At 61.4% G+C, this 24,831-nt stretch carries 17 protein-coding genes and 3 pseudogenes; 2 read left to right on the forward strand and 18 right to left on the reverse strand.

All coding sequences use genetic code 11. The features are described from left to right. Positions 1 to 175: 175 nt before the first annotated feature. Positions 176 to 1,465 (forward strand): annotated as a pseudogene (locus H9L05_RS27080) (BNR repeat-containing protein); the annotation flags it as partial. A gap of 48 nt (positions 1,466 to 1,513) precedes the next feature. Continuing rightward, entirely contained in the window at positions 1,514 to 2,323 is an 810-nt protein-coding gene (locus H9L05_RS27085) for a glycoside hydrolase family 16 protein (RefSeq protein ID WP_187734512.1), read from the forward strand. 278 nt (positions 2,324 to 2,601) lie between these two features. Here the strand turns inward: H9L05_RS27085 and H9L05_RS21210 are convergent, their stop codons facing one another. The 18 genes and pseudogenes from H9L05_RS21210 to H9L05_RS21290 all read right to left on the reverse strand — a co-directional run bounded on the left by H9L05_RS21210 (position 2,602) and on the right by H9L05_RS21290 (position 24,750). Further along, positions 2,602 to 4,179 (reverse strand): RagB/SusD family nutrient uptake outer membrane protein, encoded by a 1,578-nt coding sequence (locus tag H9L05_RS21210; protein ID WP_187734503.1) that lies wholly within the window; start codon positions 4,177 to 4,179, stop codon positions 2,602 to 2,604. 31 nt (positions 4,180 to 4,210) lie between these two features. Next, entirely contained in the window at positions 4,211 to 4,336 is a 126-nt protein-coding gene (locus H9L05_RS25465) for a hypothetical protein (RefSeq protein ID WP_262892726.1), read from the reverse strand. A 100-nt stretch (positions 4,337 to 4,436) separates the two neighbouring features. Beyond that, entirely contained in the window at positions 4,437 to 7,259 is a 2,823-nt protein-coding gene (locus tag H9L05_RS21215; protein ID WP_223285022.1) for a SusC/RagA family TonB-linked outer membrane protein, read from the reverse strand. Between the two features lie 474 nt (positions 7,260 to 7,733). After that, on the reverse strand, positions 7,734 to 8,096 hold the full coding sequence (locus H9L05_RS25470; RefSeq protein WP_187734504.1) for a substrate-binding domain-containing protein: 363 nt from the start codon (positions 8,094 to 8,096) through the stop codon (positions 7,734 to 7,736). After that, entirely contained in the window at positions 8,096 to 8,785 is a 690-nt protein-coding gene (locus tag H9L05_RS21225) for a LacI family DNA-binding transcriptional regulator (RefSeq protein ID WP_187734505.1), read from the reverse strand. The genes H9L05_RS25470 and H9L05_RS21225 overlap by 1 nt, the downstream gene beginning before the upstream one ends. Before the next feature lie 950 nt (positions 8,786 to 9,735). After that, positions 9,736 to 10,164 (reverse strand): LytR/AlgR family response regulator transcription factor, encoded by a 429-nt coding sequence (locus H9L05_RS21230; protein ID WP_187734506.1) that lies wholly within the window; start codon positions 10,162 to 10,164, stop codon positions 9,736 to 9,738. Between the two features lie 476 nt (positions 10,165 to 10,640). Further along, on the reverse strand, positions 10,641 to 10,925 hold the full coding sequence (locus H9L05_RS21235) for a hypothetical protein (RefSeq protein WP_187734507.1): 285 nt from the start codon (positions 10,923 to 10,925) through the stop codon (positions 10,641 to 10,643). Next, complete coding sequence (locus H9L05_RS21240) at positions 10,922 to 12,925, reverse strand: M1 aminopeptidase family protein (protein ID WP_187734508.1); 2,004 nt, start codon at positions 12,923 to 12,925, stop codon at positions 10,922 to 10,924. Before H9L05_RS21240 ends, H9L05_RS21235 begins: the two co-directional genes overlap by 4 nt. Further along, a complete protein-coding gene (locus tag H9L05_RS21245) occupies positions 12,847 to 13,458 on the reverse strand; it encodes an ABC transporter permease (protein WP_187734509.1) in 612 nt (203 codons plus the stop codon). The genes H9L05_RS21240 and H9L05_RS21245 overlap by 79 nt, the downstream gene beginning before the upstream one ends. A gap of 55 nt (positions 13,459 to 13,513) precedes the next feature. Continuing rightward, on the reverse strand, positions 13,514 to 14,299 hold the full coding sequence (locus H9L05_RS21250; RefSeq protein ID WP_187734510.1) for an ABC transporter permease: 786 nt from the start codon (positions 14,297 to 14,299) through the stop codon (positions 13,514 to 13,516). After that, positions 14,296 to 14,982: a hypothetical protein gene (locus H9L05_RS21255; RefSeq protein WP_187734373.1), complete on the reverse strand. Its 687-nt coding sequence runs from the start codon at positions 14,980 to 14,982 to the stop codon at positions 14,296 to 14,298. The genes H9L05_RS21250 and H9L05_RS21255 overlap by 4 nt, the downstream gene beginning before the upstream one ends. Further along, complete coding sequence (locus H9L05_RS21260) at positions 14,966 to 17,902, reverse strand: ABC transporter permease/M1 family aminopeptidase (RefSeq protein ID WP_187734374.1); 2,937 nt, start codon at positions 17,900 to 17,902, stop codon at positions 14,966 to 14,968. Before H9L05_RS21260 ends, H9L05_RS21255 begins: the two co-directional genes overlap by 17 nt. Next, a pseudogene (locus H9L05_RS21265) lies at positions 17,899 to 18,812 on the reverse strand (ABC transporter ATP-binding protein). The gene H9L05_RS21260 and the pseudogene H9L05_RS21265 overlap by 4 nt, the downstream one beginning before the upstream one ends. A gap of 456 nt (positions 18,813 to 19,268) precedes the next feature. Beyond that, a complete protein-coding gene (locus H9L05_RS21270) occupies positions 19,269 to 20,117 on the reverse strand; it encodes a thioredoxin family protein (protein WP_308422045.1) in 849 nt (282 codons plus the stop codon). Positions 20,118 to 20,246: 129 nt separating this feature from the next. Next, positions 20,247 to 20,804: a hypothetical protein gene (locus H9L05_RS21275; RefSeq protein WP_187734375.1), complete on the reverse strand. Its 558-nt coding sequence runs from the start codon at positions 20,802 to 20,804 to the stop codon at positions 20,247 to 20,249. A gap of 240 nt (positions 20,805 to 21,044) precedes the next feature. After that, positions 21,045 to 22,631: a M1 aminopeptidase family protein gene (locus H9L05_RS24430; RefSeq protein WP_394368507.1), complete on the reverse strand. Its 1,587-nt coding sequence runs from the start codon at positions 22,629 to 22,631 to the stop codon at positions 21,045 to 21,047. Between the two features lie 771 nt (positions 22,632 to 23,402). After that, positions 23,403 to 23,843 carry a hypothetical protein gene (locus H9L05_RS21285; protein ID WP_187734376.1) on the reverse strand — a complete coding sequence of 147 codons (441 nt, stop codon included), beginning with the start codon at positions 23,841 to 23,843 and terminating at the stop codon, positions 23,403 to 23,405. Continuing rightward, positions 23,840 to 24,750 (reverse strand): annotated as a pseudogene (locus tag H9L05_RS21290) (ABC transporter ATP-binding protein). The gene H9L05_RS21285 and the pseudogene H9L05_RS21290 overlap by 4 nt, the downstream one beginning before the upstream one ends. Positions 24,751 to 24,831: the final 81 nt, after the last annotated feature.

Genomic DNA, 24,831 nt, shown 5'->3' on the forward strand with positions numbered 1-24,831 from the left:
AGCCTTAACAGGCGGTAATCAGTCTATTTTGGTGAGCTCCGCGAAACTTTTCTCCCGTTTCATTGAATCCGTAATGCCTATACTTTAGTAGAGATGCTTGGTGGGGTTCAGCAAGACCAGCTGTATTGCCAACCTATTTATTGCTTAGGCTCTTCGGGTATTTCAATACCACTGCATGAAACATACCCATAGGCTGCTAGGCCTGCTGCTCAGCGGCGTTTGCCTGCTTACCCAGTTCAGTCACGCCCCATCGCCGGTGGGTCTAGGATGGGCAAAAAACAACGTGAACGGAGCAATTTTCCGCAAGAATTCCGTCGCGACGCACAAGCAGGAGCAGTATACGGCCTACTATGATTCCCTGGGCTACGTGGTGCTGGCTAAGCGCCGGCTGCCCGCCGGAACCTGGCAAGTGCAGCGCACCCCCTACCAGGGCAAGGTGCAGGACGCTCACAATGTCATCAGCCTGATGGTCGACGGGGCCGGCTACCTGCACCTGTCCTTCGACCATCACGGCAACCCGTTGCGCTACTGCCGCAGCGTGCGGCCCGGCTCCCTGGAAATGAGCGCCCTACAGCCCATGACCGGCGAGCGGGAAAAGAACGTGACCTACCCGGAGTTCCACCGCTTCCCCAACGGCGACCTGCTGTTCCTTTACCGCGACGGCAGCTCCGGCAACGGCAACCTGGCCCTCAACCACTACAGTCCGAAAACCCAACGCTGGACGCGCCTCCACGACGTTCTTATTGATGGGGAAGGGCAGCGCAATGCCTACTGGCAGGCCTGCATCGACCGGAAAGGCGCCATTCACGTGTCGTGGGTGTGGCGGGAATCACCGAACGTGGCTTCCAACCACGACATGGCCTACGCCCGCTCCCTAGACGGCGGCAAAACGTGGCAGCGGAGTACCGGCGAAATGTACCAACTGCCTATTACGGCGGCCACTGCTGAGTACGCGGCCCGCATTCCGCAGAATAGTGAGCTGATCAACCAAACCTCCATCACCACCGACGCGGCCGGCACGCCCTACATTGCCACCTACTGGCGGCCAGCGGGTACGCAGGTACCGCAGTACCAGCTTATTTATCGGGCGGGAAAAGAATGGAAAACCGCGCAAATATCGCAGCGCACCACCCCCTTCAGCTTGAGCGGGGTGGGCACCAAGAAGATCCCTGTTTCGCGCCCACAGCTGCTGGTGGCGACCCAAAAGGGCCGGACGGCGGCCTACCTGCTCTTCCGCGACGCCGAACGCCAGGACCGGGCCTCGTTGGCCACCTGCTCTGATTTGCAGCTAAACCGCTGGCAGGTGACGGATTTGACTTCTACCTCCGTCGGCAACTGGGAGCCCAGCTACGACACAGAGCGCTGGCAGCGGCAAGGCGTTCTTAGCCTTTTCGTGCAGCGCACGGGCCAGGGCGACGGCGAAACTCTGGAAAAGCTGCCGGCCCAGCCCGTCTATATTCTGGACTGGAAGCCGACGCCACGGGCTAAGAGTTCTACTTCCAACTCCTGGTCTCTGGTAGGTGCCCCAGCTGTTACCCCTTCCACGGCTGCGGCCTCCGCGCCCGAAGGCTGGCGGCTGGTGTGGGCCGATGAGTTCAACACCAATGGCCGCCCCGACCCTCAGAACTGGCAGTTTGAAACCGGCTTCGTGCGCAACCACGAGCTACAGTGGTACCAGCCCGACAACGCCCGCTGTGAAAACGGCCTGCTCCTAATCGAAGCCCGCAAAGAGCAGCGGCCCAACCCGAACTACCAAGCCGGCAGTCCGGACTGGAAAAAAAGCCCCCCACTGATTGAATACACTTCTGCCAGCCTCAATACCCGCGGCCGGCACAGCTGGCAGTACGGCCGCTTCGAGATGCGTGGGCGCATTGATACCAGCGCCGGCTTGTGGCCCGCGTTCTGGACCCTCGGGGTAAGCAAGCCGTGGCCCAGCATCGGCGAAATCGACATTATGGAGTTCTACCAGGGCAAGGTGCTGGCCAATGTGGCCTCCGGCACGGCTCAGCCCTACACGGCCAGGTGGCACAGCAAAACCAAGCCGGTAGCGGAGTTTACCGACCCGCAGTGGAGCCAGAAGTTTCACGTCTGGCGCATGGACTGGGATGCCACGGCCATCCGCCTCTACGTGGATGATCTGCTGCTCAATGAAACCCCGCTCACCCAGACTGTGAACCAGGACGGCACCGGCTTCAACCCCATGATGCAGCCCCACTACCTGCTGCTCAACCTGGCGCTGGGCGGTGACAACGGCGGCCCGCTGGGCAACACGATCTTTCCGAATCGCTTCGAGGTTGATTACGTGCGCGTGTACCAGCACTAAAGAAGCCTTATCCAATAGCGGCGTTGGTGGTGGCGTGTGCCGACTACAATCAACTTCAATATCTTCTCCAAACCGGGCAAGCGCTTGATACTGTAGATTGCTAATGCAGCTATGAGGTCAGTCCTTAAGCGCATGGTGTTGCCCCTGTTACCGAGCATCGCCGTGATGACAGGACAAGCCGTGCCAAGGAGTTACGGGAGATTTTTCAGGTTGATTTAACACGAAAAAAGCCCCCAGCTGCTGGGGGGCTTTTTTTGGATGCCTATCCGTTGCCGGGTTTAGTAGCCTGGGTTCTGGCCCAAGGGAGCGTCGCTATTCAATTCAATAGACGTTTGCGGAATGGGCAGCAGCAGATTTTTTGCGGTCAAAGCCGTGACAGAGGCCCCGTTCAGGCGCTGGGTCCGCTCGATCAGCGTCCCCGTGCGCACCAGGGTCAGGCGGCGCTGCTCCTCGCCAATCAACTCGCGGGCGCGCTCATCCAGAATGAAGTTCAGGGTAATGTCGGTGGCCGTCACCAGGGCGGCTTTCGCGCGGGTACGCAGCACGTTGAGGCTGGCGGCGGCGGCGGCCGTGTTGCCCTGCTTAAACTGTGCCTCGGCCAGCAGCAGATACGTTTCACCCAGCCGCATCATGGTCAGGTCCTTGATGGTGCCGTACCCGAAGGTGTCGGTGGGGTCAAACTGATTCCACTTGGTCGTGTAGGGTGTAATGTTGAAGATCGTGTCTGAACCCCGCAGGCCCGTCACAGGTTTGCCGAAAAGGGCTGTCTGCGAGGGGTCGTTGTAGTAAAATTTGCGTTTGAGGTTATACTTCGAGTTTCGCATATCCTGGGTCGAATATAGCCGGTAGTCCACCCAATTACTCAGGCGCAGGCGGCCCAAGCCGCGGCCCCCCAGCGAATCGGCCAGGGCCATGCCCCGGATGTTGTAGTAGGCGGGCACCCACATGCGGCGGTGCTGGGCCTCCGTGGTGCCACCGGGCACGAGTAGCTGTTGCTCAATGCCCCAGATCAGCTCGGTATTGCCCTGGCTGCGGCGCTGGTTGCCAATAATAAACATGTCGGCAAAATAGTCGCCGGGCTGACTGGCGCGCACGCCGTAGCGGGCCGTGATGAGCTTGTACTGCCCGCTGCTAAGCAGCTCCTGGAGCACCTTCTCAGCCAGTGCGGGCTGATTGTCGCGCAGATACACCTCGCCGAGCAGCTGCTGGGCGGCCCCGCGGGTAATACGCCCGGAGGCGGCCCGGCTGGCCGTGAACATACTGGGAATGGCCGTTGTCAGGTCGTTGATAATAAAGGCATTGATCTCCGCTACCGGGGTGCGGGTAAAATCGGTGCGCGGGGCCGTGATGGCTTGCTCAATCAGCGGCACGTCGCCCCAGAGCGTTGCCAGGAAGTTGTAGGCATAGGCCCGGTAGAAGCGGGCTTCGGCACTGATGCGGTTTTTGTAGCCCTGCCGTACCGTGGCCGGTGCGGTTTCAGCGCCCTGAATAATCTGGTTGGCGTTGTTGATGGTGCGGTAGGCCCAACTCCACATCACGGCGCTGGCCTGGTCCTGCGAGTTCAGCAGCGCGTAGTTGTAGTAGGGCACCTCCACGCCCTGCACCTGCCCAGGAATAGCCACGTCGGTGCCCAGCTGCATCATGCCCAGTAGGCCCTGCTCGTTGGCACGAGTGTACTGCTCGCGCACCACCGATTGCAAGCCGGCCATAGCTGACTCAAAGCCCAATGAATCGACGAGCACCGTCTGGGGGGTATACAATGATTTGGGGTCCTCCTCCAAAAACTCCTTGTCGCAGGAGCTCAGAAGCTGGGCCGACCCTAACAGCCCGATACAGGCGAATATTATACGTTTCATGCCAGAAGCGAAAAGACAGATGGAAAGTAGATTAGCGGAGGCTCAGATTGAGGCCGAACACGTAGGTTGCTACGTTGGGGAAGTTAGGCGGACCATTGCCGTCCGTGTTGCCGGTGCCGTTGCCCAGGGTGTAGTTTTGTTCAGGGTCGTAGCCCACCCAGTCGGTCCAGGTGTAGAGGTTGCGCCCGCTCAGGTAGGCCGAAATGCCCCCAGCTTCAGGCGCTCGGTCAGCGCGGCCGGTACGGTGTAGCTCAGCGTCACGTCCTTGAGACGGGTAAAGCTGGCGTCGCTGGGGTAGCCGTAGCCGCGGGGTTATTGTAGTTCAGGCCGGGACGCGACTGGCTCTGGTTTTCCGGCGTCCAGTAGCCCACTTCCTCTGGCGTATTCAGGCGGCCGCCTAAGTCCACGAAGTTTAGAATGCCGTTGTTTTTGAGAACTCCCTGCACGGTCTGGAAGAAGATGCGCAGACTTAATCCCTTATAAGAGAAGGTGTTGGTTAAGCCCGCTGAGTAGTCGGGCAGCTGCGTGCCCAGGTACTCGCGGTCCTGGCTGTTGATGAGGTTGTCGCCGTTGAGGTCCGCAAACTTCAGGTCTCCGGGCTTAGCGCCCGGGTCCAGACCGGCCGGGTCTTCGCCTACTTGCCACACCCCCGTCACGCGGTAGTCGTAGATGGCGCTCAGCGGTTTGCCAATGAAGCGGCGGTTGCCAATGTCGTCGGCCCCGTTGCCGTACAGCTCCAGGACCTTGTTGCGGTTGCCCGAGATATTGAAGGCCGTTTCCCAGGTAAAGTCCGGCTGTTGAATATTCACTGAGTTGATACTCAGCTCAATGCCCCGGTTCTGTACCCGTCCGATGTTGTCGAGAATAGAGCCGTAGCCCGAAATAATGGGGATCTGACGCGCCAGCAGCAGGTTGTCGGTCTTAGCGTCGTAGTACTCCACGCTGCCCTGAAGGCGATTCTTTAGGAAAGCATAGTCGATAGCATAGTTGGTGCTGGTGGTGCTTTCCCACTTCAGATTTACGTTGCCAATGGTGTTGGCCCGTAGTCCAATGGCCGACACGCCGCCGTAGGCGTACTGCAAGAGCGCGTTGCCGGTAATTGTTTGATAAGGATTAATGCCTTCGTTGCCGGTCGTGCCGTAGGAGAAGCGCAGCTTCAGTTCGTTGATCAGGCTGTTATCGCGCAGAAATGCCTCGTTGGCAATGTTCCAGCCCACTGCCACGGAAGGGAAGATGGCGTACTTATCGGCATTGGCGCCGAACACCGATGAGCCGTCGCGCCGGGCCGTAACTGTAAACAAATATCGACTGTCATATGAGTAGTTGAGGCGCGCCATCTGCGAGACCAGCGCCCGGCTCTCACTATAGGAGCTGATGGTAGGCGTGTTGCTGCCCGAACCGATGCTGTTGAAGCCAATCGCGTCGTTGATAAAGCCGCTCGCGTTTTCGGTGGTTGTAAAGTAGTCGTTCTGCTGTGAGCTGTAGAGGGCCGTCAGATCGAAGTGATGCTGGTCGATGTCCTTATTATAGATCAGCAGGTTCTCAATGGTATAGTTGGAGCGCTCATCGTTTAGCAGCTGGGCCGTGCCGCGCAGGTTGCCGGCCGCCCGTCCTTCGTAGAAGGTGGAGCGGTAAGGCCGGTACGAATAGGTAGCGTTCAGCCGGTACTTCAGGCCGCTGACAAAGGTGGGCTCCACCTCGGCGTAGCCCGTGCCGGTCAGTTGGTTCACGCGGCTCTCGCGGGTGGTTGCCAGGCCCAGCAAGGGGTTGCGAATCAGCTGTTCCGGCGGCTGGGGGAAGATGGTGTAGCTGCCGTCGGGGTTAAAGGGGGTGCCGTAGGGACTGGATACTTGGGCCAGGCTCAGGTCGGCGCGGCCCCCGTCGTCGTTGTTCGTCGAGTAGAAGGCTGAGGTGCCAATGCGCAGCCAAGGGGTCAGGTTTGCGTCGATGTTAGAGCGCAGGCTGATGCGCTGAAACTGAAAGCCCTTCACCACGCCCTGCTGCTTAAAGTAGTCGCCCGACAGGAAGTACTTCACGTCGTCGGTACCGCCCGAGATGGACAGGTTGTGGTCCTGAATAAAACCCTGCTGCGTAACCAGATCCATCCAGTCGGTGGTAATGCCCGCCTCGTAGTTGGCCAGTTCCCCCGTGTTGGGTACGGGCGTCAGGTTGATGCCCCGCTGGCGGGTGAACTCCTGCCACTTCGCGGAAAAGGCGGGGCCCGACAGGGGCGTGAGTCGGTTGTTCAGGTACTCGGGCCCACCGTAACCGTTATAGCGAATCTGGGGCTTGCCGGTTTTGCCGCGCTTGGTTGAGATCAGAATAACGCCATTGGAGCCCCGCGTGCCGTAGATGGCCGTCGAGGAGGCGTCCTTCAGAATCTCAATGGAGGCGATGTCATTGGGGTTGATATCATTGAGGTTACCCGGAAAGGGTACCCCATCCACAATCAGGTAGGGGCTCGTGCTGGCCGTAATGGAGCGCACGCCCCGAATCTGGATGTTGGGCTGATTACCTGGCACGCTAGAGCCGCCCGTAATCTGCACCCCCGCTACCGCGCCCTGGAGGGCCTGGGCGACGTTGGAGACGGGGATTTTATCCAAACGATCCTGCGGTACCGACACAACCGAACCCGTCACGTCGGCCCGTTTCTGGGTGCCGTAGCCCACGATTACGACCTCATTCAGGGCCTGAGCATCGGGTCTAAGCTGCACGCTGATAGTGGTGCGGCCGTTGATGGGCACTTCTTGGGGCGTATAGCCAACGAAGGTTACTACCAAGGTGCCGTTGGCGTTGACCTCAGGCACGTTCAACGTGAAGTTGCCTTTGTCATCGGTGCCGGTGCCGATGGTTGTGCCTTTCACCACGACGGTGGCGCCCGGTAAGCCGCCCCCATTCTCGTCCGTGACGGTTCCCGTAATCGTCAAGTCGGGAGCAAGCAGCCCGGCCTTATCGGGAGCAGCAGAGGAGGCCAGGGACCAGGAGGACCCGGCTCGGGAAGCGGTGCTCGGCGCACTGAAGGCGTCCGTCCCTTTCAGGGATAAGAGCGTTCCGCACAGGAGTAGCCATTCTCGTTTCATAGAGGGAAGTTTGGCATTCCGGCTCACGCCGGAATAGGTGGGAAATGAAGAAAGTGAAAGCCTACTTAGCTCAGTCAGTGGATTACCTTATGGCAGGAGGAACTTAAAGAAGGTCCTAAAAAAGAAATCCGTGGTAGCATTTACTTTTTTAGTTTGACTTGGATAAAAGTAGGGTCGCAGGCTCAAGAAAAGGCGGGTTGATTTAGTCGAAATGGGGGAGTAATTGAGCCAGCGTAATCGTTTGCCGTATTTTAGAGAGCATTATGACCTTTAGAACCTAAGGGGTTGAAAGCCGATTACTGCCTGGTGTACTCGTTAAAATCAGGACACTCACTTACCCGTCCAGCTACCCGGCCAGGGGCGCTTCGATTTGATTTCTCTTCCCCGATGGCTTTTGTAGGGCGAAGAGATGCTAGGAGTGATAGTTCGCGCTACTGAAGTTTTTTAGGATGAAGAGCAGCATCGATCAGCTTTTCAGCGCCGCGAGGAATCCCGAATTATCAGCTCCGGTTTCAGAAACACGTTGGGGTGATTCACCTGGGAGTTCCGTTTCAGTAGTTGGAGCAGTAAGCGTACGGCGGACTGGCCCATCTGCTCGGCCCGCTGATCGACCATGGTCAGGTGCGGCTGGGTCATGGTGGTAAAGGGTTCGTTGCTAAAACCAGCCAGCGCTATCTGCTGGGGAATCTGCACTCCTCGCTCGTGCAGCACGGCTAAAGCACCCACTAACGGAATGGCGGAAGCCGCGAACACGGCGTCGGGTGGGTATGCTCGTTTTAGCAGATACTCCATACCCCGTCGGCCTGACTCGGAGCAGGAAGGGGAAACAGGATACATCAATTCTTCCCGCGCGGGAGCTGATGGTCGCGCAGGGCGGCTAGGTAGCCTTCTTGGCAGTTGCGGCTGGTGCTGACTTGCTGCGGGCCCGCAAAATGAGCGATGCGCCGGCTGCCACCCTTAATTAAATGCGTTACCGCCTCATAGGCACCGTTATATGTATCTAATAGCACAGCCGCACTGCCAGGTAAATCGGCGGGTGCCCGGTCAAAAAATACGAGGCCGGTACCCGCTTGCTGCACCTGGGCTAAATGGTTGACTTCGGCCAGGGTTGTCGCCGACACCGGGATCAGAATGCCCTCCACCTGCGCGGCGAGCAGCGCCGCAACCCGCCGCTGCTCGCAACGCACCTCGTCGTGGGATTGGCATACCAGCACCTGGTAGCCGTGCTGACTGGCCATCTTTTCTATGCCATGCAGTACCGTAGGGTAAAAGGCGCCCGAAAGATGGGGAAGAATCACACCTAAGGTTTTACTTTGTCCTCTGCGTAGTCCCGCGGCAACCAGGTTAGGTTGATAGTTCATAGCGTGGGCCACCTGACGCACCCGTGCTTTAGTGGCTTTACTTATGTCCTGCTGATCCGATAAGGCCCGCGATACCGTGGAGGCCGATACTTGGAGCACCCGTGCCACGTCCGTGATGGACGTTCGCCGTGAGGGAGCCTTTGCTTTCTCTGCCTTCGTTTCCACCACGCTGTTTGGTTAGTGTCCTAGCCTAATAAGATATTGTGGGCTCGACCCAGTAGGTGGAAAGTTTAACCGGTGACATTCTTCCCCGCCTAAAGCCTGACTAAAAGTATCCGTTCTCGCCCCAATGGAGCGGGGTGATTTTAGGCAAAAAGGGAGTCGTATTTGACTTAGCAGGAATCTTAGCCCGCTGGAGGAGGGCAACTAAGTAGTAGGCCTTACGGGACGTAAACTGTAAACCAGTAAGCCTCGTGTCAGTGGGAGGTCAGGACGGGACATACCACCTGACAGAAATAGAGCTGTAAGGACGAAAAAGCTATACTCATCGGCTTTAGCAGACTTTACCAATTTATAACTAGGTAGCCCAAAGTCAGGTGTATTTCCTGTGATGCGTTGGGGCCTGGAGCAACGCTATTTCTCTGTGGCGGTAGTCCTCCTTATTCCAGCTATGACTGCGTTGGCCGTCTTCATGGTTTTGTAGGCTACCCGCCGCTCCAAGAAGTTGTAGGGGTGACTCTTCTTGCGGCGAAGGGCCTATCATTTCCACTGTCTCAACTTTAGGTACGAAGATGCTTCCTGTTAATCCCTCGCTCTGGTTGCTGTTCTTGCCCAAACTTAGGGTCAATAAGTCTTCCTTATGCTCCCTTTTTCCTGGTTGGTGCTTTTCGCGAAACTTAGAGTCGCTAACTCTTACTTATCATCCCTAAGCTGGTCGATTTAACAATCGCTTTTTCTTTTTATGATAGGTTCCGATAACATTTACCGGGAGGAACCTATCCTCTACCCGTTATGAGAATGATACCCTTCGTTTAGTAGACCTAAAAGCCCCTTTATAAGGTCTACCTAAAGCCGGCTTTGCCCCGACCCACATGGGACAACGCCCCTGCCCCCGGTCCGCCATCCGGTAGGCCGTGGCCGGCTCCGCCAGCCAGCCGTCAGCCTACTAAAAGCCGCTACTGGTATTTCGTCAGAAAGTCTTTCGCATTAGCGCGGTAGAAACGGGTCCATTTCAGCGTGTGGCCGCCCGTGAGCTTGACCAGGTATTCGCCATTGAAATAGCCTTCGAGCTCTTCCACATAGTTCAGATTGATCAAGTACGAGCGGTGGATGCGCGTAAAGTCGGACGAATCCAAGCGCTGCTCGAGTTGAGTGAGGCTCTCGTAGAGCAGATACGTGCGCTGCCGCGTATGCAGGGTGATATAGTTGCCGTCGGCCTCGAAGTAGAGAATATCATCGACCTTGATGAAGAACAGCTTATGCTGGTCTTTCACCAGCAGCCGTTTCAGGGGAGGGCTGCTGGGGGGCACCTGGTCGCTGGGGAGCCGACGCGCCGGGGTTTTTCTTACGGGCAGTGACGGAGAGGAAGGTAAGGTAGCTTTCATGAGACACAGCAGAGGTAACACGGGGAAGTAACGGGGCGCGGGCTAGGCAATAGGCTGATTAAGAGGAGCAAGGGGAGCAAGAGGAAGCAATTTACGAATCTATTCGTAGATCTTATACGGGGGCGCGCAGGCAAAGGGGCCGCTCAACATGCTTCTTCTGGGGTACATCTTAGATAGGTTTTTTAGTACTATCAGGACTCCAAGCAACTGATAACGGCTCCCTAATTTACAGTATTTGGCAGTACTATGCAACACAAGGTACTTTTATAGGCAATCATCCTTTTTATGGACTAGGTTAGCCCTTGGATGACCTTAGAGCATTGCTAGGCCTGATCAGGAGGGAGGCAATGCTTCCTCTACCAGCGCGTTTTAGTCTGATTGCCCCAGCTCCTGCCGTCAAACAGTTCGGCGCTGAGGCAGCTCAACCCCAAGAGGATAGGCATGTGACCATAGCCCGAGCCCCGCCGCGTCGGCCCTCAATTTTCAATCTTCACCTTTTGGTCATTATCCTCCATTTCCAGATCGATCAACAAGTGATTGGGGTCAAGGCCGGCGCGGACCGGCTGGCGCGGCACCATCACCGTGATCGTCTGCTGGCCCGACCGGAGGCGGCGTTTCTGTAAGTAGAGCGGTTGGCCTGCCTTTTGGCCCTTCCCGGCCGGGGCGAACACCCCGACCTCCACCCAATCATTCATCGGTAGCTGCGTTTCCACCCCTACACTGTCAACCACTACTTTTTGTGCCTCCACTTGGAGGCTCACCTGCCAGGTGCCGGACTGGGTTTGCTTGGCCGTAGCTTGCTCCGTCTTGAGTTTCCAAAAGGTGTTGGCCTGGAAGAGGTCATGCAGCAGGTAGCGCAGCGAGTCGGGCGTGGCCGCCTGCAGCTCCCGGTACAGATCAAGCGTGGTGGGCAGGGGCGGACTGGGAGAATAGGCGTGCAGCACCCGCCGGAGGGCATTGTTGACCCTATCTTTTCCAATGTAATTCCGCAGCGCGAAGAGCGCGAAGGGCCCTTGCGGTAATTCATGAACGCGTCGTTGGCCCGGAGCAGGGGAGGAGCCGCCCGGGAGCGCGGCACTTCATACTCCTGGCGCATCTGCGACAAATAGCGGAGCAGATGCTCGTAACCGAGCGTTTGCTCCACTACTTGCATCGCGGAATAGGTGGCGGTACTTTCAACGAGCAAACCGGCCCCCTCCACGGCGGCGGGGGCCAGCTGAAACCCCCACCACTGATGCGCTACTTCATGGGCCATGATGTGGTAGGGCAGGTCGAGGCCCCCGGGCCGCGGATTCATCAAGGAATATCCTTCCTGATAATCAATCGTCATGGGCTCGGCGTGCATGCCGCGGCCGGGCCCGGGGCGCTCCAGCACCCGAAAGTGACGGTAGGGGTAAGGACCGAACTCCTGGGAGTAATAATGCAGCGAAGCTTGGGCGCTTTTCACCATCCGCGCCACGTTGTCCGCATGCGCCGGATGATAAAAGATCTGGATCGTAACGGGGTTGGCTGTACTTCCAGCCCCTGGAATGGAGGGCGCTGCTGCTTGGCTTGAATTAAGCTGGGGCACCCACTGCGCTTCCCGTACCGCATACCGGGCCGAGAAAAAGGCATACCCGTTCTGAATCGGGGCCTGGGTAGCATAATGGAAATAGCGGCGGTCTCCTCTCGTCCACGTCCGGCGCAAAGCGCCGGGCGCCACGGCGATCTGGTCCTTGGTGGTTCCTACCACCGCCTCAAAATCCATCAGCTCCGCGTGACGGGCCTCCTGGCGCGCGGCGACATCATAGAGGGAGGGTCTGGGGCGGCGCGGCGGTAGTCCCTGCATTTCCCGCTCCCGTGCGTCGCCTAAACGCCGGTCGCGGTGGTAGCCAATGATCGGCAGCCAGTCGCTCGTAATATGGGTCCCATTCGCCACGACAGCCGCCTCGGCCCCGCCGTTGGTGAAGCCCCGGGCAGCGATGCGCACGGCGAAGCGCATTTGCACGGAGTCGCCGGGCTCCAGCCGATTTTGCAGCCCATAAATCCGGTAGCCAAGCTTCTCATCCGCCAGGAGCGGGGTAGTCGCCCGATCAAAGGAGATGTCGCTAATATCAAGGTGCGGGATAGTAGAAAGGTGAATAGAGTCTATGGCCACCTGGCTGCGATTCACGAGCTGGTAGGAGCCCCGGATGTCGGCTGCTTGCTCGTCGGGATAGATCTCGACCTGCAACTCGGTTCGCACCAGGGCGGGGCGGGGCGCCTGTTCATACGAACCATAGCGCCGCTCGTAGTCCGCGCGCATCTGCCTTCGATCCGCCTTACTGGCATACTCATTCAGGACGTTGGTGTGGTAGAAAATGCCCCCCCCGGCGGCGACGACGAGTACTAGGGCTAGGAGCGCAGCCAGTCTATGCTGGGCTAGCCGGTGCTGGGCCCAGCGCAGCCGCGCGGGGAGGGTGACGTCTTGGCTGCGCACCCAGAACAGGGTCGCTACCACCGCCAACAGGAACGCCCAGGCGGCCCAGTAGAATTTAAACCACAGCCAGGGCTTCATAAAGGGGCCGAAGCCCCGCATGTCACTGTAGGTCCAGCCTGGGTCGGAAGCGTAGATAAGGAGGTGGTGCTCCACGCCGAGCATCCCGGCGAACAGGATGCACCCGTAGGCGCCGAAGGCCACCAGGTGACCCACGTATTTTTGATTCACCAATACGTGGATGACCAAGACGAGGAGGGCGAAGAGCAGGTAGTTCGTGAGTTGAATGCCGAACAGCACCTGCACGTAGACCCCAGCTCAAAATGGTGATACTCCATGACGAGCTGATTGATTATCCCCGCCCCCAGCAGCCAGGCAACCCACGTGGTGATGACCAGCGCCAGCCCCATGAATTTGCCCAGCAGCAGCACTGATTCGCGCACCGGCGTCGTATCGGAAAGCTCCTGCAGGCCCGCTTCCCGTTCTCGCCAGACGAGCTCCCCGGCGTAGAAGATGGTAAGCAAGGGAATTATAATCCATTGGGTTTTAAAGCTGCTCAGGGGAGGAGCTAACGTTCGTAACACCTCCTCCGTGCGGGCAAGCAAGGGGACGCCCAACCACTCCATGTATTCGGTGGCAAACAGCCCGGTGCCCAGGGCTAACCCGGCCACCAGCGTGAGGCCACCCCGGCCGCGGGCGATCATCCAAAAGGAAGTCTGGGCGACCGCCAGGGTCTGGCGCGCAGACGTGGCGAATCCGAACTCCCGCCGGCTATCGGGTAGGGTGATCGGACTGGCAGGCTGCAAGCTGGTAGGCACGGCGCCCCTGGCAGCCAGCACCTTGGGACGACCGGATTCGGTTCGACGCTGGAAAAGGCGCCCCCGGGGCCATCCGTCACGAGGGCGAACTGAAAGCGCCAGTAGGTGAAGGCCAGTGCGCCCCCCGCCACGCCCCCCACAGCAGGCGGCTCCCGAGCCAGCTTCCTTCCAGCAGAATCAGCCGCGTATTCTTGTCCAGCGGCGTCCATCCTTCCATGTCCGCTACGATGCCAAGCCCCAGCAGGTCCAACAGACTGCCCAGGACCTCCCAGCGCAGATGGTACCTTATAGTAGTGCCCAGGAAATGGGAAACGAACAAGACCAGGATGCTGCCCATATAGGCCGCAATGGCCCGGCCGCTCCGGGCCGCGAAGGTGAACTGAACGGCGGTAACGGCTATGACAATAGGTAAGGAGATAAAACCGTAGGCGGTTAGGTAGGAGGCCAGATGGAAGGGCCCGATAAACGCTGCTTTGGCCCCGGGACCATAAAAGGAAAACAGGAACCCCGCATACATGGCCAGAAGAAGCAAGGCGTTCAGGGTAAAGGCCGCCAGGAAACGGGCTCCGAGGTAGCTGCGCTTGCTCAGGGGCTTCGTGTACACCAGCGGATGCATTCGGGTTTGAATATCCCGGGTGGCCGCATCGCCGGCCACGCCTCCTCCAATCAGGAGCCAGATGGAGCTGCCGAAAATAGCAAAGAAGGCAATGGTGCTCGGCGCATTCAGGTAGGTACCGTCGGGGAGCGTGACCAGTCTCAGGATCCCGAATCCGAACAAAAGAAAGGCCGCGAACAGTAGCCACGTGGAAACCTGCCGCAGCTGATAGCTGAACTCAAACCGAAAGATTGCTTTGAACTTCATGACCCTATATCCTTCAGGTTATCCTCCCTCTGCAAGTCGATCAGGAGGTGATAAGGATCCAGGCCCGCGCGGGTGGGCTGGCGCTTCACCGGCACCGTAATCGTCTGCTGGCCCGACCGCAGGCGGTGCTTGCGGAGGTAGAGCGGCTGGCCGGAGGGTTCCCCCTTTTCGGCGGGGGCAAACACGCCCACCTCCACCCAATCATGCATGGGCACCTCCCGCTCCCCGCCCGCGCTGTCGACTACCGCCTTGCGGGCCCGCACTGCGAGCGTGACCTGCCAGGTGCCGGGCTGCAGCTGCTTAGCCGTGGCTTGCTTGGTTCCGAGCTCCCAGTACGTGTTGGTCTCGAACAAATCCCGCAGCAGGTAGCGCAGCGAGTCGGGCGTGGCGGCCTGCAGCTCCCGGTACAGGTCGAGCGTGGTGGCCAGCGGTGCCGCCGCCGGGCGGTGGTTCTCGAGCAGGGTGCGCAGGGCCCGGTTCACGGGGCCTCGCCGATGTACTGACTCAGCGCGTACAGCGCGAAAGGCCCCCGGCGGTAGGCAAGGTAGGGGTCCAGCCCCCGCAGCAACGGCTCGCCCCGGCGGATGGCCGGGTAAGGATAGGGTTGACGCATGTAGCGCAGCAGCTGCGCCAGCTGCGCGGGCCCGCGCGCGTGTTCCACGGCCTTCAACCCATAATACCAAGCCAGGCTCTCGGACATGACGGGGGCACCTTCGACGGCCGCGTAGGGCACCGTCCACTGGTGGGCCATTTCGTGGGCCACGATGGCGTAGGGATGATCATGGCTGCCCGGCTCCGGCGTGGGGTTCCAGGAAGTAAAGCCCTCGCCGTGGCTAAGCAGGCCGGACTCGGCGTGCATGCCCGTGCCCAGCCCGGGGTGCTCCACGACCAGGAGCTGGGGGGGCGGTAGGGACCAAACTCCTGCGTGTAATACGCCAGGGAGGCGCGGATGCTTTGCAGGACGCGGTCCAGGTGGGCCGTATGGTGGGGGTGATGGTAGAGGCGGATAGGCACGACCTGGCCCGAGCCGTCGGGATTGTGCCACTCGGCTTCCCGCACCGCGTAGGCGGCGGAGAAGAAGGCCCACTCGCTGCCAAGGGGGTGGTCGGCGCGGTAGTGAAAATACCGGCGCCCGCCTTTGGTCCACGTCCGGCGCAGGGCGCCCGGCGCCACCGCCACCTGGTTCGCGTCGGTACCCACCACGGCTTCGAAGGCCGACCCGCCGCCGCCTTTCTGGCGCGCGGCGACGTCGTACAGGGAGGCAATCAGCGGCCGCGGGGCCAGGCCGTGCGCCCGCCGGTCGGCGGCGCTGAGCAGCTCCCGACTGGCCTGGTAGCCGAGGGCCGGCAGCCAGGCGTTGGTGAAATGGGTGCCGTTGGTCACGACCGACGCATCGACCCCGCTCTCGCCAAAGCCCCGGGGCGCGACGTGCACCCGGAAGTCGAGGTGCAGGGAGTCGCCGGGACGCAGGGGTTGCCGCAGCACATAGATCCGGTGGGCCAGCTCCTCGTCGGCGTCCACGCGGGCCACGGGCCGGTCGAAGGCCACGGCGCGGGTTTCCAGGCCGGGCGTAGTAGCCAGGTGAATGGAGTCGATGGGCCCGGCGCTGCGGTTGACGAGGCGGTACGTGCCGCGGATGTCCACGGTCCGCTGCCCCGGGTAAATTTCCACCCGCAGCCTGGTCCGGGTCAGCTGGGGCTGGGGGCGGGCCGCGTAGCGCGCGTACTGCCGCTCGTAGGCGGCGCCCCGCGCCTGCCGCTCGGCCGCGGTGAAGTACTGGTTTAGCACGTTGGTGTTGTAGAAAATGAACCCACCCAGGATTAAGACCAGCAGGCTGGCTGCGCCCGTCGCCCAGGCCACGGGACGCGTAAACCGCCGCCGCGCCCGCTGCAGCCGCTGCCCCAGGCTTCTTTCCTGGCCGCGCGCCCAGAGCAGGCTCGCGCCCAGCGCGAGCAGCAGGGCCCAGGCCGCCCAGTAGAGCTTAAACCACAGCCAGGGGCCCAGGGAGGAGCCGAAGCCGCGCATGTCGGTGTAAGACCACCCGGGGCCGGCCCCGTAAATGAGCAGGTTGTGCTCGACGCCGAACAGGGAAGCCAAGGCAATGAAGACGAAAGCCAGAACAGCCACCAGGTGGCCGAGGTATTTGTGGTCGACCACCCCGTGAATAAGGAGGGCCAGCAGGGCAAAAAGCAGGTAGTCGGGCAGCTGCAGCCCGAACATGACTTTTAGGTAGAGCCCGAGCTCAAAATCCTGGTACCCCCGGATGAGCTGCGCCCCGATACCGGCCGCCGTCAGCAGGGCCATCAGCAGGGTAAGCACGAGCCCCAGACCCAGCAGCTTGCCCAGCAGCGGCACCCAGTGCGGCGCGGGCATGGTATCGGTGATGTCGCCCAGGCGCGCATCCCGCTCCCGCCAGACCAGCTCGCCGGCGAAGAAAATGATGAGGAAGGGAATGATTACCCAGCGGCTCAGCTCATCGCCCATCGAGCCGGTCAATTCCGTCAGGACCTGCGCAGTGGTGGGCAGCAGGGGCACGCCGTTGGATTCCAGCTGATCCAGCACCACGGGCACGGTCAGCAGGGGAATGACGACCAGCAGGGCCAGGCCGGCCCAGCTGGTCACCATCATGCGCAGGGAGTCCGCCGCGATGGCCAGGGTCTGGCGTCCCTGGGTGGCCAGGCCAAAGACCCGCCGGAACGACGGCCGGGCTACTGGCGGAGTAGCCGGGCTGCCGATACGGGCCGGGAGGAGCGTGGGGGGCTTTTTTACGCGGGCTCGGAGCCGTCTCCACCAGGAGGAGCTCTCACTCCGGTGCGCGAAGCGGAAGCGCAGGAAAGTGAGAACGACCGCCCCCAGGCCGAGGCCCAGCCACAGCAAGCGGTTCTGGAGTACGACGCCCTCCAGGGCCAGCAGGCGCCAGTTTTTCTCCAGTGGGGTCCATAAATGCGCGAGGTCTTCTACCACGAAGCGGATGCCGATGGGGTCCAGTAGCGTCCCCAGGCCCCGGCTGAACAGCAGAAAGGAGGCGACGAAAAAGCCCATGAACACGAGCAGGAAACTGCCGAAATAGCTGGCCATGGGGCGGCCGCTGCGCGTGGCCAGCCCAAACTGCAGGGCCGTCGCGACGAAGGCGTTGGGCAGGGCGATAAAGGCGTAGGCCGTCCCAAAGGCTGCCGGGCGGAAGGGGCCTATCAGCTCCGCCTCCACCCCCGGCAAGTACACCCCCAGCAGGATGCCCGCCTGCACGGCCAGCAGCAGCAGGGCGTTGAGGGCGAGGGCGGCCAGCAGCCGCCCCCCCAGGTAGTTGAATGTGCTGACGGGGGTAGTGTAGGTAAGCGGATACATGCCCGTGGCCACGTCCCGCGCGGCGGCGTCGCCGGCGATGGCCGCGGCCAATACCAGCCAGAGCAGGGAGCCGAACACCGTGGTTTTGGCCACGGCAAAAGACGAATTAAGATAGAAGTCGGCGTACAGCACCTCGGCCACGGAGCCGTCGCGCGTCATCAAAAAATCGAGGCCGAGCAGCACCACCACAAACAGCCAGGGCCAGGGCCGGCGTACCTGGTAACCGAACTCGAAGCGAAAAATGGTCCAGAGTATCATGCTTGGGCTGCTTTTTCCGGTTGCCCCACCGGCTGCTGGCCGTAGTGCCCAGCCATGGTGCTGAAGTACACATCCTCCAGATCAGGCGCCACCGGCTCAAAGCCCGCACCCGGCGCCTGCTCGCAGTAGACGTGCACGAGCGTGCGCCCGCTCAGCAGCTTGGTCGAGATGACCCGGTACTCGCGCTCCACCTCGGGCAAGGCGCTTTTTTCCACCAGCCGTCGCCACACGCGGCCCTGCAGGTCCTCCACGGCCCGTAAGGGTTCGGCTTCGAGCAGGATTTGACCCTGATTGATGATGGCCATGCGGGTGCAGAGCTCGCTGACGTCTTCCACTATGTGGGTGGAGAGGATCACGACACTGTTTTCGCCCAGCTCGCTGAGCAGGTTGAGAAAGCGCACGCGCTCGGCCGGGTCCAGGCCGGCCGTGGGTTCATCCACGATCAGCAGCCGCGGGTTGCCCAGCAAAGCCACGGCCACGCCAAAGCGCTGGCGCATGCCCCCGGAAAAGCCCCCAGCTGCTGCCGGCGGACTTCCCACAGATTGGTTTGCCGGAGTAAGGCTTCCACCACTTGGTGGCGGGTCCGCCGTTGGGTGAGGCCCTTGAGGATGGCGAAGTAGTCCAGCAGCTCTTCCGCCCGGGCCTTGGGATAGACCCCAAACTCCTGGGGCAGGTAGCCCAGGGTTTGGCGCACCGCCTCGGGCTGGCGCAGCACGTCCAGCTCACCCAGGTGGATAGAGCCCGTGTCGGGCGCCTGCAGCGTAGCGATCGTGCGCATCAGGGTGGACTTGCCCGCCCCGTTGGGACCGAGCAGGCCGTACATGCCCGCCGGAATGGTCAGGGAGACGTCCTTTAGGGCCTGCACGCCGTTGGGGTAGGTCTTGGAGAGGTGCTGGATGGCTAGCTGCATCGGCCGGTGGGTTGAATAAGAGGGGTAGAAGGATAAATTCTTAGCGGATCAAGCTTGCGGTAATCGGGGAGGGCGAAGCGGCCAACCGGCGCCACGAGTTCTTGGCGACCGTTGGGCTGTCCTGGCGGCGGGACTCGGGGCCCTAAGCGGCTGCTCCGCCCGCCCTGCTCTTCGCTTTGGAACCTTCTTTGTCATTTTTAGCCATGGGGAAAGTCCAAAGAGGGGTAAGAAAAGGGCAATAGTCCGGGGGAAGCGAGACCGTCAGGGGCCCCTGGCTCTAAATCGGCCCCGGGGCGGTCGGCCGACGCAAATAAAACAAAAGTACTTTGCAATTCAAAGCTTTAATAATAGCCCCACGCCCGGCGCAGGCTTCCCGCTGGACGTGGGAAGCCCCACCATTTTTCCGCCGCCCACGGCGACCTCTCGCCCCTGGCCAGCGGGCTAGGCCTTTTTGCGCTACTTGATGGTGCAGCCCACGGCTTTAGTGAAGTTCGTGGCAACAGCTTTGCCGGCCATCAGGTCGGCCAGGGCCTGCTCCACATACTTGGTGGTCGCGGCCTTGGCGTCCTCGCTGTTGTTGTCGATGGCGCCGATGTAGGCCACCTGGATGGCGGAGCCGGCGCGCTGCAGTACGTACACCTGCGGCGTGCGGGTGGCGCCGAAGCGGCGGGCCACGTCCTGGGTTGCGTCGACCAGGTAGGGGAACGGGTAGTTCTTTACGCGCGCGCGCTTCTGCATGCTGCCGTAGGAGTCGCCGGGCGATAGCCAGGGGTTGTTGGGGTTAATGGCCACCACGGGGTAGCCCTGCGGGGCGTACTGCTGGTGCAGCGCCACAATGCGGTCTTCATAGGCCTGAGCGAAGGGGCAGGTGTTGCAGGTGAAGACGACAATGTACCCTCTGGCGTCCCCGTTGTCGGCCAGCGTCACCAGCTGGCCGTCCACGTTTTTCAGCTTGAAGTCGGTGACTTGGTCGCCCACCTGGTAACCGCTTGCAGAAGGGTTGCCGCTTGCGGCGAAGTAGCGGCCGCGGGCAAGGAAGAAGCTGCCTAGTATGGCCACCAGGACCAGCAGTACTACCAGAGTTAATCGCTTTTTCATGGCAAAAAAAGTTAGGTGAGAAATGAAACATCGCCCGTTTAGGGCTTGAAGGTTATCAGCGCCGTTTCCGGCTCGGTCAAATCCAGCGGCTTTTCCAAGGCCTGCCTCCCGGGGCAGTTGTTGTAGTTGCCGAAATTCGGGCAGCTTTACCCCGCGCACCGGCGGGGCGGCAGCCGTAGTCTTCGGTTCGGTTATTTGTCCTCTCATCCCCCAGGAGGCTCGTTACCTCCGGTGCTACCAGCCTAAAACGCTAACTACTTACCAGCTTTGAGTTCCGCTTTGTTGGCCCGAAATAACAGTAGTGCCTGCTCCGCTTACCTGCCCTTACACAAGTCCTTATTCTATGAACTTTACCTCCATGGTATTATCCTCCATGTCCCAATCAAAGAGCAGGTAATTCGGATCCAGGCCGGCCCGGGCGGGTTTTCGGGGCACGGTCACCGTGATCTTCTGTCTGCCGGCGCGGAGGCGGTGCTTCTGCAGGTAGAGCGGGTTTCCCAACCCGGGGCCCTCGCTGGCAGGGGCGAACAGGCCAATCTCCACCCAGTCGTTTAAGGGTACCGTGGTCTCTACCCCTTCGGCATCGATGACCATTTTGCGCGCCTGCACCGCCAGGGTCACCTGCCAGGTGCCGGCTGTGGTCTTGTGGGCCGTGACCTCCTGCGTTTCCAGCGCCCAAAAGGTATTGGCCGCGAAGAGATCATGCACCAGGTAGTCCAGGGAGTCCGGCGCTGCCACTTTCAACTCCCGGTAAAGGTCGAGCGGGGTCGCCAGGGGCATAGTTCCGGGGCCGTGTTGCGCGAGCAGATGTCGCAGGGCAGTGTTCACCGGCTCCTTCCCGATGTACTCCCGGAGCGCGTACAGCGCCAGCGGCCCCTTGCGGTAGTACTGCACGCGGTCAATTGACCGCAGCAGCGGGTCGGCGGCGCGGGGGCGGGGGCTAGGAAGTCTTTGCGGACCATACGCAGGAGTTTTTCGAAGTGCTCCCGCCCGTGGGTGGCCTCTACCACTTCCAGCGCCGAGTGCCAGGCCAGGGTCTCGGTAAGCAGCGCTGCCCCCCGACTTGGGCCAGCGCCAACTGATGGCCCCACCAGTGGTGGGCCACTTCGTGCGCGACCGTCGCGGACGGCAGGTCTACCCCCGCGGGTCTTCGTCGGCCTGGAGCAGCGCGAACCCTTCCTGGTAGGAGACATTGGTTGGGGCAGCGAACAGGGTTTTCTGGTTGCCGGGTACTTCCACGAATCGGAGTTGGCGGTGCGGATAAGGCCCGAACTGGCGGGTAAGGTAGTCGAGCGCCGCCTGCGCGCCGCGGACCATGCGATCCACATTCAGGGTATGCCCGGGATGGTGCAGGATCTGGATCTGCGTATTCTTCCACCTCCCTTCGCGGACGGCGTAGGAGGCAGAGAAGAAAGTGAAGTCACTTTTAATGGGCGCATCCGTCGCGTAATGGAAGTAGCGACGCCCACCCTGGGCCCACGTCCGGCGCAGCGTGCCGGACGTCACCGCGAGCTGTCCGGCGTCGGTGCCCACGACGGCCTCGAAGTTGACCCACTCCTGCCCGGCCTCGTCCATAAGCGCCCGCGCGTCATCCAGCGGGGGGACCTCCGGACGCAGGGCAAGCCCATACGTCCGCCGCTGCCGGGCCTCCCGCAGCTCGCGGCCCGTCTGATAGCCCAGGCGGGGCAGCAACCAGTCCCCGAAGTGCGTGCCATTCGCGGCCACGGATGGATCCATCCCGTCACTCGGAAAGCCCCGCGGGTCGAAGCGGACCGCGAACGCCAGCTGCAAGGAGTCGCCCGGCCGAAGGGGCTGCGCCAGCCCGTAGATCCGGTGGCCGAGCTTCTGGTCTATACGCTGAGCCCGCACTGGCTGATTGAGACTTACCGACCGGGTTTCGCCCCCTAAGGCCGTCGCCACGTGCACGGAATCGATCATGAACTCGCTCTTATTCACCAGCTGATAGGTTCCCCGGATCTCGACTACCCGCCGCGCGGGATAGATTTCGACGTGTAGGCGCGTGGCGGTCGCCCGCGGCTGCGGAATGCCGGCGTACCGACCATAGCGCCGCTCGTACTCAGCCCGCCACGCTTCCCCGCTGGGAGCAGCGTGGCGCGGGTGCAGCACGTGCAGGTTGTACACGATCAAGCCCCCGAAAGTCAGCACCAGGGCCACCGCTACGGCACTAGTTGCGGCCACCCCGCGCGTCAAGCGGCTGCCCGCCCCGCGGAGCCGGTGCCGGAGGCCCTGCGCCTTACCCCGCGGCCAGAGCAGTAGGGCCGCGAGGCCGAGCAGCAGGGCCCAACCCGCCCAGTACAGCTTGAACAGCAGCCACGGCCCCAGGAAGGGATCTAGGCCCCGGATGTCCGAGTACGACCACCCCGGATCGGAGCCATAGACCAGGGGACCGGGCTCAATTCCTAGGAGCGGGCCGAAGGCCACCACCCCGTACGCTATTACGGCAAGCAGGTGAGCGACGTATTTCTGGTCGACCACGACGTGGAGGAAGAAGGCGAGCAGGGCCAGCAAAAGGTAATCGGTGAGCCGGATACCGAACAGGACACGCGCGTACAGCCCGACCTCAAACTCGTAGTAACCTAAGCGCAGCTGCACGAGCAGCGCGGCCAGCAGCAACAGCGCCTGCAGGACAACCAGCGCCAGGGTGAGCCCCGCAAACTTGCCGGCGAAGGAGACCCACTCCGGTAGGGGTACCGCCCCCACGATTTCACTTAGGCGGGCGTCGCGCTCGCGCCAGACGAGTTCGCCCGCGTAGTAAATGATGAGCAGCGGGATAACCAGCCAGATGCCATGATCGCTGGGGTTTTCCAGCAGGGCTATTAGCTGCCCGGTGGTGGGGAGCTCCGGAACCCCATAATAGCTAGCCAGGGACAGGGGGCAGTCAGGATGAAGAACGCGGCCAGGACCGCGACCCCCAGGCCACCCCAGCCCGTGCCGATGAGGTGGAAGGACTCCCGCGCGATAGCCAGGACCTGCAGCACCCTGGTGGCGGGCCCAAACGCCGGCCGGACCGTCGGCACGACAAGGGGGGTACGCTTCGTCCTAACGCTACCTGCGGGCAGGGCGGATGGGGTATGGCTGCCTCGGGCAATTCGCCCCGGCGGGAGCTCTCGGCGAGGTGGGCGAAGCGGAAACGGAAATAGGTGAGCGCTAAGCTGCCTAGCGCGACGCCCAGCCATACGAGGCGGTTGGCGAGCATGGACGGCTGCAGCCCGACCAGGAGCGTGTTCTTCTGCGCCTTGGTCCAGACTTTCGACAACTCACCGAGCACCGTAAGTCCCAGCGGGTCCGTTAGTTTCCCTATCTCCCAGTACCCCTGCTCTACGGCCACAAACTGCCAGCTGACAAACGCGGCGAAGAAAATAAAAATGCCCCCCAGATAGCTCACGATGCCCCGCCGGCCGAATACCGCCGCCGAGAACATCAGCGCCATCGCGGTGAAGGCGTTGGGTAGGGCGAGCAGGAAATAGGCACTCAGATAAGAAGACGCGCGCGTGGGCCCGAGGAGGTCACGGTGCTCCCCCGGCAGGAGCGCAGCCCCAGCAGCCCCAGGGGAACAGCACTCAGCAGCAGCGCCCCGAGGGTAAAGGTGGCCAGAAACCGCCCGCCCAGGTAGGAGGCCTTGCCGATAGGGGCGGAGTAGAGCAGCGGATGCAGGCGCGTCTCCACGTCCCGCGCTGCGGCGGCGCCCGCCACCGCCGCCAGCGCCAGCAGCCCCATGATGCCGGCGACGAGGGTGATTTGCGCCACGGCGAATGGGGCGTTGAGGAAGAAGCCACCCACTTGCGCCTCATCAAGGAAGACTTCGCGGGCCATGAAAAAGGTAATCACCAGCAGCAGCAGGAAATAAAACCAGGTTGAGACCTGGCGGGCCTGGTAGGCTACCTCGAAGCGAAAAACCGTCCACAGCTTCATACGACCACCTCCCTTTCCGGCTGCTGCACCCTGGGTCCGTAGTGCCCGGCCAGGGTGCTGAAGTACACATCTTCCAGGTCGGGGGCTACCGGTTCAAACCCAGCGCCCGGCGACGCCTCGCAGTATACCCGCACGACGGTGCGGCCGCCCAGCAGCTTGGTGGAGAGTACGGCCTGCGCCTGCTCCCCGGCGGGCAGCGCCTGCTTGTCAAGCACGCTGCGCCAGATGTTTCCTTTTAGGCGTTCGATGGACTGGAGCGGCTCGGCTTCCAGCAGGATGCACCCCGGTTAATGATGGCCATGTGGGTACACAACTCCGCGACATCTTCCACGATGTGGGTAGAGAGAATCACCACGCTGTTCTCTTCCAGCTCACTCAATAAATTAAGGAATCTTACCCGCTCGGCCGGGTCCAGGCCCGCGGTGGGTTCATCCACGATCAGCAGCCGCGGGTTGCCCAGCAGGGCCACCGCCACGCCGAAGCGCTGGCGCATGCCCCCGGAAAAGCCCCCCAGCTGCTGCCGGCGCACCTCCCACAGATTCGTTTTGCGCAGTAGTGCCTCCACTACTTGGCGGCGGGGCAGACGTTGCGTAAAGCCCTTGAGGATAGCGAAATAGTCGAGTAATTCCTCTGCCTTAGCCTTGGGGTAGACGCCGAACTCCTGGGGCAAATAGCCCAAAGTCTGGCGCACAGCCTCCTTCTCCCGCAGCACATCGAGAGTGCCCAGGCGGATGCTGCCAGCGTCCGGCTCCTGCAGCGTAGCTAGAATGCGCATCAGGGTGGATTTGCCCGCCCCGTTGGGACCCAGCAGACCGTACATGCCCGCCGGAATGGTAAAGGACACATTCTGGAGGGCCGCTACCCCATTGGGGTAGGTCTTGGAGAGGTGATTGATCGTTAATTTCATGGGCTTGTGGATGGTCAACGTTCTGAAAAACAAGACTTTGCCCGGCGACAAGGACGCTGCTTACTCCAGGAAGGCGGCTCG

The organism is Hymenobacter qilianensis (assembly GCF_014489555.1).
In the GTDB taxonomy this organism is placed as follows: Bacteria; Bacteroidota; Bacteroidia; order Cytophagales; family Hymenobacteraceae; genus Hymenobacter; species Hymenobacter qilianensis.

Coding starts and splice junctions, on each gene's coding strand:
- H9L05_RS21210 (WP_187734503.1), bottom strand. CDS start 4,179: ATGAAACGTATAATATTCGCCTGTATCGGGCTGTTAGGGTCGGCCCAG.
- H9L05_RS21215 (WP_223285022.1), bottom strand. CDS start 7,259: ATGAAACGAGAATGGCTACTCCTGTGCGGAACGCTCTTATCCCTGAAA.
- H9L05_RS25470 (WP_187734504.1), bottom strand. CDS start 8,096: ATGTATCCTGTTTCCCCTTCCTGCTCCGAGTCAGGCCGACGGGGTATG.
- H9L05_RS21230 (WP_187734506.1), bottom strand. CDS start 10,164: ATGAAAGCTACCTTACCTTCCTCTCCGTCACTGCCCGTAAGAAAAACC.
- H9L05_RS21250 (WP_187734510.1), bottom strand. CDS start 14,299: ATGAAGTTCAAAGCAATCTTTCGGTTTGAGTTCAGCTATCAGCTGCGG.
- H9L05_RS21260 (WP_187734374.1), bottom strand. CDS start 17,902: ATGATACTCTGGACCATTTTTCGCTTCGAGTTCGGTTACCAGGTACGC.
- H9L05_RS21270 (WP_308422045.1), bottom strand. CDS start 20,117: ATGAGAGGACAAATAACCGAACCGAAGACTACGGCTGCCGCCCCGCCG.
- H9L05_RS21285 (WP_187734376.1), bottom strand. CDS start 23,843: ATGAAGCTGTGGACGGTTTTTCGCTTCGAGGTAGCCTACCAGGCCCGC.